This is a genomic window from Brachyspira alvinipulli ATCC 51933, assembly GCF_000518245.1.
GTDB classification, from domain to species: domain Bacteria; phylum Spirochaetota; class Brachyspiria; order Brachyspirales; family Brachyspiraceae; genus Brachyspira; species Brachyspira alvinipulli.
On the sequence record NZ_KI912402.1, the window covers coordinates 381,581 to 394,963 of the forward strand.

The 13,383-nt window shown below is 28.7% G+C and carries 12 protein-coding genes and 2 tRNA genes; 13 read left to right on the forward strand and 1 reads right to left on the reverse strand.

Annotated features, from left to right (window positions below; all coding sequences use genetic code 11):
* The first annotated feature begins 118 nt into the window (after nucleotides 1-118).
* Nucleotides 119-1,504: a prolyl oligopeptidase family serine peptidase gene (locus T324_RS16915; protein ID WP_038375069.1), complete on the forward strand. Its 1,386-nt coding sequence runs from the start codon at nucleotides 119-121 to the stop codon at nucleotides 1,502-1,504.
* 90 nt (nucleotides 1,505-1,594) lie between these two features.
* Here T324_RS16915 and T324_RS0106595 read toward each other — a convergent pair whose 3' ends face one another.
* Nucleotides 1,595-2,647 (reverse strand): DegT/DnrJ/EryC1/StrS family aminotransferase, encoded by a 1,053-nt coding sequence (locus T324_RS0106595; protein ID WP_028329514.1) that lies wholly within the window; start codon nucleotides 2,645-2,647, stop codon nucleotides 1,595-1,597.
* A gap of 160 nt (nucleotides 2,648-2,807) precedes the next feature.
* On the opposite strand from T324_RS0106595, the gene T324_RS16920 reads away from it, so the two are divergent.
* From T324_RS16920 to T324_RS0106655, 12 genes are all read left to right on the forward strand, one after another.
* Nucleotides 2,808-4,166 carry a hypothetical protein gene (locus T324_RS16920; protein ID WP_038375071.1) on the forward strand — a complete coding sequence of 453 codons (1,359 nt, stop codon included), beginning with the start codon at nucleotides 2,808-2,810 and terminating at the stop codon, nucleotides 4,164-4,166.
* A 92-nt stretch (nucleotides 4,167-4,258) separates the two neighbouring features.
* Nucleotides 4,259-5,218: an ABC transporter substrate-binding protein gene (locus tag T324_RS0106605; RefSeq protein ID WP_028329515.1), complete on the forward strand. Its 960-nt coding sequence runs from the start codon at nucleotides 4,259-4,261 to the stop codon at nucleotides 5,216-5,218.
* A gap of 85 nt (nucleotides 5,219-5,303) precedes the next feature.
* Nucleotides 5,304-6,266 (forward strand): ABC transporter substrate-binding protein, encoded by a 963-nt coding sequence (locus tag T324_RS0106610; RefSeq protein ID WP_028329516.1) that lies wholly within the window; start codon nucleotides 5,304-5,306, stop codon nucleotides 6,264-6,266.
* A 21-nt stretch (nucleotides 6,267-6,287) separates the two neighbouring features.
* On the forward strand, nucleotides 6,288-7,037 hold the full coding sequence (gene truA, locus T324_RS0106615) for a tRNA pseudouridine(38-40) synthase TruA (protein WP_028329517.1): 750 nt from the start codon (nucleotides 6,288-6,290) through the stop codon (nucleotides 7,035-7,037).
* Nucleotides 7,038-7,099: 62 nt separating this feature from the next.
* Nucleotides 7,100-7,182, forward strand: a tRNA-Ser gene (locus T324_RS0106620).
* 14 nt (nucleotides 7,183-7,196) lie between these two features.
* Nucleotides 7,197-7,269: transfer RNA gene (locus tag T324_RS0106625), tRNA-Arg, on the forward strand.
* Nucleotides 7,270-7,293: 24 nt separating this feature from the next.
* On the forward strand, nucleotides 7,294-7,845 hold the full coding sequence (locus T324_RS0106630; RefSeq protein ID WP_028329518.1) for a KdsC family phosphatase: 552 nt from the start codon (nucleotides 7,294-7,296) through the stop codon (nucleotides 7,843-7,845).
* Complete coding sequence (gene lptC / locus T324_RS0106635) at nucleotides 7,823-8,380, forward strand: LPS export ABC transporter periplasmic protein LptC (RefSeq protein ID WP_028329519.1); 558 nt, start codon at nucleotides 7,823-7,825, stop codon at nucleotides 8,378-8,380. Before T324_RS0106630 ends, lptC begins: the two co-directional genes overlap by 23 nt.
* A gap of 25 nt (nucleotides 8,381-8,405) precedes the next feature.
* On the forward strand, nucleotides 8,406-9,713 hold the full coding sequence (locus T324_RS0106640) for an LptA/OstA family protein (RefSeq protein ID WP_425387423.1): 1,308 nt from the start codon (nucleotides 8,406-8,408) through the stop codon (nucleotides 9,711-9,713).
* Complete coding sequence (locus tag T324_RS0106645; RefSeq protein ID WP_028329521.1) at nucleotides 9,697-10,671, forward strand: hypothetical protein; 975 nt, start codon at nucleotides 9,697-9,699, stop codon at nucleotides 10,669-10,671. The genes T324_RS0106640 and T324_RS0106645 overlap by 17 nt, the downstream gene beginning before the upstream one ends.
* Before the next feature lie 259 nt (nucleotides 10,672-10,930).
* A complete protein-coding gene (locus tag T324_RS0106650; RefSeq protein WP_028329522.1) occupies nucleotides 10,931-11,737 on the forward strand; it encodes a hypothetical protein in 807 nt (268 codons plus the stop codon).
* 14 nt (nucleotides 11,738-11,751) lie between these two features.
* Nucleotides 11,752-13,314: a hypothetical protein gene (locus T324_RS0106655; RefSeq protein WP_028329523.1), complete on the forward strand. Its 1,563-nt coding sequence runs from the start codon at nucleotides 11,752-11,754 to the stop codon at nucleotides 13,312-13,314.
* Nucleotides 13,315-13,383: the final 69 nt, after the last annotated feature.

Below are 13,383 nucleotides of genomic sequence, written 5' to 3' on the forward strand. Positions count from 1 at the left end.
TAATAAGTTTTGGAATTCTATATTTTATTACGGTTAAATAATTACTAAAATTATTGCATTATGATATTTTTTGATTTATATTATTTAGCATCAAATTTATATTTTAGGAGTTATTTATATGAATAAGAATAATTTAATAAAATTATCTGCCGTTTTAATTGTAATAATAGTAGTAGCGGCAGTTTATTTTTTTAAGAGTTCTAATAAAAGTTATGATTATTTGCTTTTTAGTGAAGTAACAGATGCAGGAGAGGTAGTAAGTAAGGCTATAATAAATTATCCGAATAACATGAAGCCTGTTGATGTTGATAAAGATACATACACTGTAAATGCAAAATCATATATTCAGGCTGGTGCCAAAAAAGATCAATTATATTATGATACTAACAGAAATATAGTAAAAATAGAAATTACAAATAATCAGGTAATTTTATATTTTGACGAGTCAGAAGGAAGTACATTAACTTGGCTGGATGAGGGAAGAAATTTTCCTGCTAAGTTAGAATATACCATTACTCAAAATAAACCTGTTACTCTTGAAAATTCAAGTTCTAAAAAAAGCGTTATAGAGAATGGTAAATATGTATGGGATAATAAAGTAGTTAATGAAGAACTTGCTAAATTTGAATCCGTAATTCAAGATGGTAAGATAAATTATCAGTTTTATAATGCAGGAGAATCAGATAAACTTATAATTTGGTTTCATGGTAACGGAGAAGGTGACTTTAATAAATCTGGTAATAATGTGGCACAAATTAAAGCAAATAGAGGAGGTGTTGCTTGGGTATCAGATGAAGCACAGGAAATATTTGGTAAGGCTCATGTAGCGGCTTTTCAAGTTCCAGATACTTGGTATTATGCTGAGAAAGACAATATTTTAGAATTAGTTTATAATGAAATAAATTCAATAGTTGATAAATATGGTATAGATAAAAATAAAATAGTTGTATCAGGATGTTCTGCAGGAGGGTATATGACTACTAGAATGATAATAAAATATCCTGATTTATTTGCGTCTGCGATGATAATTTGTCCTGCATTAGATGTTGCTACAGCAAGAGGCGGAAGAACTCCTACTGCCGAAGAATTAGATGCTATAACAAATAGTAGAACATCTATTTGGCTTGTTCAAAGTGAAACAGATGGTACTGTAAATACTGAAGAATGTTCAAAGCGTATGTTTTATACCTTATCAAAAGGTCAAAATATAACAACTACTAGAATAGAGCAGGAAATAAATGCTGATTATACAACTTATGAAACTCCTGATAATAAATATAAGCTATCTTTATATGATACAGTTGATAAAGAATTAATAAAAGATTCTTTAGGTGCTGAAAGATTTGCAGGAAAATTAGAAGTTTCTGAAGACTATGATCAAGATGGTGTATATACAGCAGTTAAATATAATGATCATTTTTCTTGGATATTTACATTAAATAATAATCCTAAATCATCAGATGGAACACAAATAATGAATTGGGCTTCTTCATTTGTTAAATAATATTTTATCATTTTATATAAAAATTACAGACTGATATTATCGAATATGAGTCTGTAATTTTTTCTATATTAATTATTTAATTAAATAATATTATCTAATCTGTTTTATAAGTTTGCAAATAAGTTCAGCTTCGCTTTTTTGTAAAGTAGGATATATAGGCAATGATATACTTTTTAAATATGCATTCTCAGTATTAGGGAAATTTTCATTAGGTAAATTCAAATACTGATGAAGAGGTTTAAATATCGGTCTTGCCGCTTCTACATTATGACGTTCAAACATTTTTATAGCATCATAAATATTCATAGAACCATTAAGCATGCATACATATCTGTAATATGAAGGACTTTCACTATCATGTGTAGATAATTTCATTAAATTACTTTCTAATATAGCATTGTCATAGAATGATGCAATATCAGCTCTAACTTCAACCATTCTTTCAAGATGCTTTAATTCTTCCAAACCTATTGAAGCCTGTAAATCTGTAGCACAATAATTGAATCTTTTAATAAAATTTTCTTTTTTGTCATAGTGAATTATATCTCTTATAGCATCCATTCCTTTTTTCTTTGTAAGAATCATACCGCCAGCACCACCTGAAGTTATCATTCTAGTTGCAGAAAGTGAAAAATATGCAAAATCTCCGAAACTTCCAAGTAAAGTATCTCTGTATTTTCCACCTAAACTATGTGAAGCATCTTCTATAACAGGAACTTTTATGTCGGCAAGCTCATCTATTAAGGCACAGTTTCCAAACATATGAGATATTATAATAGCTTTTGTTTTTTCGTTTATAGCTTCTATAACATTGTCCATAGAAATTTGAAAGCTGTCTTCGTCTATATCTATTAAAACTGGGGTTGCTTTTAAATTAGTAACCACTTGAAGAGGGGAAGCATTTAAAAAAGATGACATTATAACTTCATCTCCCTCACCTATATTTAAATGTCTCAATATAAGTTCTAATGCAGTAGTTCCGCTATTAACAAATATTGCAGTAAAACCTTTGCCGAAATAATTTGCAAAACTTCTTTCAAACTCATATATGACATCGCCTGTGGCTAAATTATCGCTTATCATAACTCTTAGAGCAGATTCTAAATCTTTTTTTCTTATAGTAGGTCTGGAATGTCTAATCAATTTTATTCCCCATGATTATAAATTAAATATTGTTAATGATGATATCATAAAATATATTATTTTCAATATTTATTGTATATTATAAAAAATGATTTTTTATTGTATTTTATAATATTACTAGTATAATAATATATCTTGAATTATATGGAAAAATAAAAGAATGAATTATTTTGTTGAAAAAAATTATATAAAAATTATACTTTTATCTTTAATTGTTTTTTCATTCATACTAAATATTGTATTATCTTTTAGTATTTTAAATATAAGATCTACTTATGATGATTTTCAGCATTTTTATGATATGTATAGATGGTATGAGAAAAAAGAATTCCCTTTAACTGGAAGTAGGTTTGAATTGTCAGATACTTATGAAGATGAATTTAAAACTGCAAGAGTGCCAGGAGGCGCTTATTATATATATTATATATTATGTTATAAATTATCAAATGAAAATTTATATGCAGCTAAAATTATAAATTATTTTTTTTGTATTTTATTAATATATATGTTTATATTTTGGATTTATAAAAGATTAGGGCTTTTTGTATGTTCTTTAATATCTCCTCTTATTTTGCTTAATGGATATTTTGTAAAAGCTGTAACTAATTTCTGGAATCCAAATATAGCATTAATATTTAGTTTTATATTCTTTATATTATTATTTGAATATGTATATGCTATAACTGAAAATACTAATAAAAATCCTGTAATATCATCTGTTTTTATTTTTCCAGTATTAGCTATTGTAGCACAAGGACATTTTGCTTCATTTTTTTCTGTTATTGCTGCTATGATATTTTATTTAATTATAACTTATAAAAATACAATTAAATATTTAAAATATTGGATTTTAGGAGTTTTTATATCATTTTTGGAATATTTACCATATTTAATTGCAGAGATTAATAATGGTTTTTATAATACAGAATTAATGCTTTCAAAAAGTTCAGAAACAGGAAAAATCATAATTGCTAAAATACAAGCTTTATTTTTATTCCCTACAAATGAAATGTCATCTCATTATTTAAGCGGTTTTAATAATATTATAGGATTTTGGACTTCAGAACCGGCTTATATATATGGTTTAATATTTTTAATTTTGAGTCTTATATTTTCTGCTTACTGTTTAATAAATATGCTTTATTTTTTGTTTAAGTTTAATTATAAAGCAAAAACAATTAATGAAACTGTGTGTATAAAGTTATCTAAATTTTTTATTTTATCAGCATTTTCTACTATTTTATGCTTTTTTATATTTAAATTTGGAGAAGGGTATTTTCATTATTTGTATGGGCTTTTTTCAATATCTTATATACCTATAATATTATTTTTAGTTCAAAAAGAAAATCTTATTCTTCATAATAAAAAAATATTTTCTGTTTTAATTGCATTTTTAGTATTAAATTCTATTGCTATGTTTGGAAGCATTGATAGATACATTAATAAATTTGAAAAAAGATCATCAGAATATCATAAAAAATATATAATTGAGTTTTTGGAAAATAGAAAGAATAAATAACTATTTAATTTATAATTTTATTTGACTTTATTATTATGGTATTATATAATACTAATAATAGTAATTATGTATAAAATTTGAAGGAGATATAAATGAAAAAGTTATTTATCATATTCTTGGCTGGTATATTAATGCTTTCTTGTTCAAATAATTCATCCAGCACATCTTCACAGGATGACGGAGCATTAAAGAAAATAGGAATAATTCAGTTAGTAGAACATAATGCTTTGGATCAGGCTAATAAAGGTTTTGTAGACGGTTTGAAAGAAGCAGGCTATGAAGACGGAAAAAATATAACTATAGATTATCAAAATGCACAGGGTGAGCAGGCTAATTGTATAACAATATCACAAAAGTTTGTTAATGATAGAGTTGATTTAATATTAGCTATAGCAACACCAGCAGCACAGGCGGTAGCAAATACAACTAAAGATATTCCAATATTAGTTACAGCTGTAACAGATCCTGCTGATGCTAAATTGGTAGCTGATAATACAGTACCAGGCGGTAATGTTACAGGTACGTCAGATTTAACACCAGTAAAAGAACAAATAGATTTATTAAAGAAATTAGTTCCTACAGCACAGAAAATAGCTTTTTTATATAATTCAAGCGAACAAAACTCTAAATTCCAAGTTGATATGGCTAAAGCTAAATCAGATGAAATAGGATTATCGTATATAGATGCGACTATTACAAATCCTAACGATATACAGCAGGTTGTACAAAGTTTAGTAGGAAAAGTTGATGCTGTATATGTTCCTACTGATAATATGGTTTCTGCTGGCATGGCTAATGTTATAGCTATTACAGAACCTGCAAAAATACCTGTAATATGCGGAGAAGCTGCTATGCTTAATGCAGGCGGGCTTGCTACTTATGGTATAGATTATTATGAATTAGGAAAATTAACTGCTAATCAGGCTGTAAAAATATTAAAAGGCGAAGCTAAGCCTGCAGATATGCCTATTGAATATATTCAAAATCCAGTATTAGAAGTTAATACTAATGCAGCTCAAAAATTAGGTGTTACAATACCTGCTGATTTATGATAATTATTTAATTTGATTATACAAAAGCCTATATACAATTATATGGGCTTTTTTTATTAAAAAATATATTATTAAGGTTATTGCCATGAAAAAAAATGTTTTTATATTTTTTATTTTATTTATAATTTTTTCTTGTTCAGAGAATAAAGAAAATAAATCTTCTTCTAATGAATTAATAAAGATAGGTATAATACAATTAGTTGAGCATCCTGCTTTAGATCAAGCTCATCAAGGTTTTATTGACGGTTTAAAAGAGGCTGGATATGAAGAAGGTAAAAATGTTGTGTTTGATTATCAGAATGCTCAGGGAGAACAGGCAAACTGTATTACAATAGCTCAAAAATTTTTAAATGATAAAAATAATTTGATACTTGCAATAGCTACACCAGCAGCACAGGCAGTTGCAAATTTAATAAAGGATATACCAATATTAGTTACAGCAGTTACAGATCCGGAAACAGCAAAATTAGTTGAAAAAAATGATGCACCTAATGGGAATGTATCAGGAACTTCAAATCTAACCCCTGTAGATGAACAGATGGAATTATTAAAAAAATTAGTTCCTAATGTTAAAACAGTTGCTCTTATGTATAATTCAAGCGAGCAGAATTCAAAATTTCAAATAGATATGACAAAAAGAAAATTAGATGAAATGGGAATATCTTATATAGAGGCAACAATAACTAATCCTAATGATATACAGCAAGTGGTTCAAAGTATAATAGGCAAAGCTGAGGCAGTATATATACCTACAGATAATATGCTTGCATCTGGTATGGCTAATGTTATATCTGTTACAGAACCTGCAAAAATACCAGTTATATGCGGTGAAGTTGATATGCTTAAATCAGGAGGACTTGCTACCTACGGTATAAGTCATTATGAACTTGGAAAATTAACTTCTAAACAAGCAGTTAGAATACTTAAAGGTGAGGCTGTACCTGCAAATATGCCTATAGAATATTTACAAACTCCTACATTAAGCATAAATACAAATGCTGCTGAAAAGCTAGGAATAATTATACCAGAGGATATAACTAATAATTAATTATTAGTGTGAAATATTATAATGAACAATATAAAAATAACTATACAATATGATGGAACGGATTTTTACGGATGGCAGATACAGCCTAATTTGAGAACCGTTCAAGGCGAAATATATAAAGCAGTTGAAAAAATTTATGGTGAAAAAATAACCATATATGGATGCGGAAGAACAGATGCGGGAGTTCATGCATTAGGTCAGGTTGCTAATTTTAGAGTTCCTAAAATGCTTGTTCCTATTCATAAAGTGCATATAGCTTTAAACTCATGTTTGGACAGAGATGTAAGAATAATAAAAGCCGAAGAGATGCATGATTCATTTAATGCTAGAGCCTCTGCTACATTTAGAGAGTATTTATATATTGTTTATAATGGTGATACTTCTTTTCCTTTTTATGAGCGATATGCTTGGTTCTATAGGAAAAATATTATTGATGAGAAATTAATTAATGAATATGCTAAATATTTGATAGGCGAGCATAATTTTACGTCATTTTGTTCTACAGAAGATGAGAATGATTCTAAATTTAGATATTTAGAAAGAGTTAAAGCTGTAAGAAAAGGGGATACTATATATTTTATAATTAGAGGCAATGCTTTTTTGCATAATATGGTTAGAATAATAGTAGGTACTTTGGTTGAAGGACAAAAAAAGAAAATGCCTATTAATTTTATAGAAGATATTTTAAGAAGTGAAAATAGAGCAGATGCTTTTGTAACAGCACCGTCTCATGGTCTTTATTTCAGACGAGCCTTTTTTAAAGATGATTAAAGTATAAAAAAAAACTTGAAATTAATTTTTTATATGTTATAATCTATAGCATATTTAGTTTTGGAGAGTTCGTTCAATTGGTAGAGCAGCGGTCTTGAAAACCGCCGGGCTAACACCCATGTGGGTTCGAGTCCCACACTCTCCGATTTTTTATTGCATGGGGCTTTAGCTCATCTGGATAGAGCACTGGTTTCCTAAACCGGGTGGGCAGGTTCGAGTCCTGTAAGCCCCAAAAATGTATCAAAAGACTTTATAAATGAACCTAAAAGATTATTTTTCATACCTTTTCAATATAAACAAATTAAAAAAAATCAAATTATTAGTTTCTGATATAGATGGTGTTATGACAGACGGAAGGCTTATATTTGATGATAATGGAGCAGAAAGTAAGTTTTTTCATACTCAGGATGGTATGGGGGTTGTTATGGCATTAAAATCCAATATTAAGGTAGCTGTAATATCAGGCAGTAATTCTAATGCAATAAAAGTAAGATTTGATAAATTTAAAAAACATGGATTTGAGGATTTGATTCTAGGCGAAGAAAATAAAATGCCTTCTATTTTAACATTAATGGATAAATACGGTTTAAAAAAAGAAGAAGTGGCATATATTGGGGATGATTTGATAGATTTATCTCCTATGAAATATGTAGGCGTATCATTTGCTCCTAAAGATGCTGTAGATGAAGCTAAAAAATCTGCTGTTATAGTGATTAATAGAAAAGGTGGACATGGTGCTGTTAGGGTGGCTATTGATATGATATTGCATGCTAAGGGTATCTATAATGAAGTTATTAAAAATTTTTAGTATTATTGTATTATTATCTTTTTTTGTTTCATGTACAAATTTTAATAATCTTGGGAATCAAAATGTAGATGATAATTTTGTTCCTCCACCTGATATGGAATTTTATGGTTTTAGAAGAGAGAGTTATGATACAAATTTTAAGCAGCTTGATTCTTTTGCAACTAATGCTAAATTTTATAACAAGAAAAGAATGGTGGAGCTTTTTGACAGCAGAACATATACTTATGATTCCAACAGTACAATAGCAGCAAGCATATCAGGACAATTTGTAACTATAGATCAAAATACATTTTATGTGCAAATTTACACAAATGTAGTAGCAAAATCTTCAAATAATACAATTCTTTATACAGAACATTTACAATGGGATAATGAAAAACAGTATGTTAGAAGCCCAGTACCAATGCGTATAGAGAATGAGGATGGAAGCTGGCTTACAGGAAGCAGTATGGAAGGTGATTTGGGATTAGAGCATATAACAGTTTATAATGAAACCGATCAGGGAGATGCTATAGGAGTTCCAGTTGCAGAATAATAGATTATTTTTTGTATTTGCTATATTGTTCATATTCGCTTTATGCTCAGTAGCTCAGCAGTCAAGAAGAAGTGCGGATAAATTTACTTATAACAATAAAACAAAAGTATTTCAATATACAGGCAATGCTAAAATGGAAGATTCTTCAGCCGTTATTACTAGCCATGTTATGACATTCTATCAAGAGACAGAATTGGCAACTTTCAGCGGAGGTGTAAGATTATTAAGTAAAACAAATGGTTCTACTATATCAGGCGGATATGCTAGCTATAATGGAAAAACAAGATACGCTTATGTAAAAAATAAACCGGTATTAAGATCTCCTACTAATAATATGACTATAAGAAGTTCTTTTATGGAGAGAGATTTTAATACTCCTATTGCTAGAGCTATTAGTAATGTTCATCTCACACATGTTGATAGAGAAAGTAAAAGACAAACAGATGGATATGCAGACAATTTAGTTTATGATATGGATACTCAAATATCTGTATTAACAGGAAATCCTAGAATATATCAAGGTGCTGATAGGCTTGAAGGTGAAATATTGGAGTATAATGCGAAAAATGCTACAGCAAATGTTATGGGAAGAGGAAAAGTTTATGTTCTTCAAACTAATAATTTGATAAATAGTTCTGAAACAAATAAAAAAAACAGTAATGTTAGTAATTATAATATTATAGTTGCTGATAGATTATTTTTGAATGAATATGGCGGAAAAGATAATAATACTCGTACTTTATATGCTTATGGAAATGTTACCGCTTTCTTTTATGAAGAGAATATGATACTTAAGGGCGGATATATAGAATATGAAATAGATAATGAGCATGTTTATATGTATCAGGATCCTTCTGTTAGAATACCTGACAGAGGAATTATAGCTTTTGGAGAATGGATAGAATATAAAAAAGATGATAAGTTTAAAGATATAATATTCCATAATGATGTTGTAATGATTGATTATGATGAAAGCATATCATTGGAAGGAGATTTGCTTCATTTAGACCCTGATACAAAAGTTGCTACTGTAAGCGGAAACCCAAAGGCTTATGTAGAAGATAGAAGTATTAAGATTACATCTGTAACTATGCAAATGTTCAATGATGAAGAAAAACTTAGAGCTAATGGAAATGTACATGTAGAAGGTAGAGATATGAATTCTCAAAGTGCTTGGGCTACTTATTTTGATGAAGAAAAATATTTAAGACTTTGGGGTGAAAGTCCTTATTTAAAGCAAAAAGAAAGTATTGTAAGGGCTAGAGAAATAAAATATTATATAGAAACTGAAAAAATTGAAGCCACAGGTGTAAGCGGTGAAATACCTGAATAATGTAATATATTTAATTGCTTTGTCTGTAATTGCGTTTTCATGTACAAAAAGTACAGAACCTCTTAATAAAGAAAAAAATTATAATGTTAATATTACTTATATAGAAGATGATGGTATTAATTCTTTTGAGCCTAAAGATTTTATTGATATTTTTGATGATGATTTGAGTAAATTAACTTATGAGCTGCTTGGATATAAGATAAAATATAATCTTAAAAATGGAACTGATGATAATTATTTTTATAGAGCTAATAGAAAAATAATACTTGATAATGCTGATGTATTTAAAAGAGATTTTATAGATATAAGAAATATAGATTATGATGTATTAGAAAATGATATAATAAATTCATTGTCTAATGAAACCAGTATTAATATAAAAAAATTATTTGGTTACGATTACGGAACACCTTTAGAAGTTATATCAAAAAATATAGCACCATCATACGTAGAAAGTATATTAAGCGTATGGAATAGTCCGGTAAAGAATAGAAATGAATTACTCGTTGGAAATAGATTTATGCTTTATACTGCTTTGTATTGGAAAATAGTTGCTGAGGAATTTGAAGATTCTGCTATTGTTCTTGTAAATATTCCTATAGCAGCAAATTACAGAGGTATGTCTGCCAAATCCATTGCTGACGGAGGTTTTGTTGATAGAATAGTTATAGAAAATAATCATATAAAGCCGTGCAAATCTGTAGCTGTAATAAGTATATATAACTTTTTGAATTCTAATATGGATAATGAAACAATAAAAAAAATATTTTCATATTATATAGTTCAAACTATGGGTATGATGTTTCCAAAGTATGATATAAACGAAGAAGAAAAACATTCTATAATGTCAGAAGTAAGAGGCTTTGATTATTTCAGCTGGTACAGTAACATAATTAATTTTCAATTAAAAACTCCTTATAAAACTATAAAAGAATATAAAGATACTATAAAGAAATAAATCCATAAAAAATAGTATGAATTAACAATAATAAAATAAACATTATCTCAAAAATGTCTATTAAAAATAATACAAAATTAAAAAAGTGTCTATCTATAATGTATAAAATGTAAAGTATAAATATATTGTAATAAACATAATTATAAATTTGTTGTAAATTCACAAAAAAATCTATTTACTTAAAATTAAAAGAGGTTACAATTTATATATAAACATATTATATATTATGTCGATTTTTATTAGTGGGAGAAAAATTTTAATGAAAAAGATATTAATTTACATTTTTATGGCGGCAAGCTTTTCGCTGGCTTACGGTTTTGACGAAGGTTTTATTTGGGCATTAAAGGCAAACTTTAATGGTTCTGCTACATTGCCTTCTATAAGTGCCTCAGATTTGGATAAATTGGGTGCTGCATATATGAAAGGAGCTGTAGGATATACCATGGACGGAGAGGCTGAGCTTGGTTATTTATTCGGTTCAGAAAAATGGTTTGGAATGGATACTTCCAAATTTAGCGGAATGAGTGTTTTTGCTTCTTTAGGTGTTGGAAACGGATTTGCTGGACAGGTCGCTGGTAATACTATTGAAGGCGTTACAGTTAATATGTTTATTAATGTAAGCTATGCTCCTGTAATAAGTTTTGGAGTAGGTACAAAAGCATATTTTTTTGACAGCAGACTTGCTGTTGGCTTGCATTTGGGAGGAAAATTAATAGCTGATTTATCACCTGAATATTTGGCTTATGCTGATGATAATAGTGCTTTGGCTCCTGAAATAGGTGAAATAATAGTAACTGATTTTATGATAAAGAATATGAATCCAGTAATGTTCAGTATAAAATTTATGCTTGAATATAATCAGCCTGTAAATGACAGAGTTGAGGTAATATTGGGAGCTTATACTAGATTTAATGTATATGCCCCAGGTTACATAACTATGCCTCAGAGCTTGCTTGATTTGATGCATCAGGTAAGACCTAATTTTACTACTGATACCCCTTTACCATCATATTTCATCAATTCATTAGATTTCGGATTAACTTTGGGGTTAGCATTTAAAGGATAAATGAGGGGTAAATTATGAAGAAAATATATTATTTGCTATTTATTTCTATTATATCAATATTTTTAATGTCTTGCGGAAATTATTTCAATCCAAGATATTATTATAATAGCAGAGGATCATCAATTGCAGGCAATCTTCCTGATAACCCTGATATAGGCGGAGGAGGAGAGGGCTTATCTCCTGAAGACGATCCTTTTAATAATGATAATGGCGATAAACCATGGAATGATCCTAATTACGGCGGATTTACTTTAGACCTTGATGATCTTGTAATAAGAGCAGATTTTGATGGTGATAACAGACCTACTTACAGATTAGAAAAAGGTACTTGGGCTTCACATAATCCTGCCAAAAACAGCTATAAAAATGGCGGTAATTTATCATCTGCTGCTGGAAGTTTTAGCATTGATAATGTTACTTATTATTTATATAAAGGAAAAAATCCAAATTATGACCCTAATAGTTCATATAATCAGAGCAGCAGAATGGAAAGATTTTATTTCTATCATTTAATAGGAAGCTCAGCAGGAAATACGGTTGATAATTATTTAATATGTATAGATAAATATTCAAAATTAGTATTTGCATTTGGTGTACCTACAAAGTGGACAAAGGTTGTAATAAAACAGATGCCTATAGCTTGGGGTGCAGTTGAGTTAGGTTGGGAAGCTGATGCTTATTCTAATGATCCTGTATATTTTAATAAAACAGATGGTATACAATATTTTTATGAATATGACCCTGTAGGTGTAGTTCTTCCTGATAATACAATTAAGATATTTGATTGGTGTAAAAACTCAATAGCTGGAAATAGATATGGTCCAAGAGTAAAAGGAGATATTATAGATTTAAACAGACCAATAGCTTCAGAAACAGAAACAGAGGGAAGATCTCCTTATATGCCTATTAAAGTAGAAGCTGGTACTAAAGACAATGTAACAATAATGGCTAAAAGTTTGAAAAATGTGAGCGTAAAAAGTAGAGAAGCTATATTTGGAATTATGGGTTCTCCTAAAAACAATGCATGGTTTACTTACACAATAGCAGGAACAGCTTATAATAATGAAATGGGAAGCGGAGTTCTTCAAAATATAGAGAACTTGGATCCTAGATCTGAATCTACTACAGGCATGATATATTTAAGTGAAACAAAAGATATATCTGTTGGAGGTAAAGCTGACTTCTCTTCAAAAATAGTAGCTGAGGTAAGGAGTATAGAAAAAGGTGCTACTATAGAATTAGCTTCACGTGTAGATAAATATAATAAAGAAACAGGATTTGCTGATACAGCCAAATTTGGACAACATGGTAGCGGAAATATGGCAGCTGTTTCAGCACCTATTTTGAAATTAAAGTATGATGTTGATAATGAGCAGTTTATTGTGGATACTGAAAACTCTGTTATGAGTAATAATGATCTTTCTACAACTATAAGTTCTTATCCTGCAGATTTTACTCTTAAGCGAGGTGAAACTAAGGATATTACTATAAGATACAAATGGATGAAAGGTAATGATACTTCAAGCGGTGAAGAATTCGAAATTACCTATAGTTTGAAATTTGAATCTGTACAGTAAAGATAAATAAATATAGGCATTGGATAAATACTCTAATGCCTATATTTTTTATTTATATAAAACCAAATT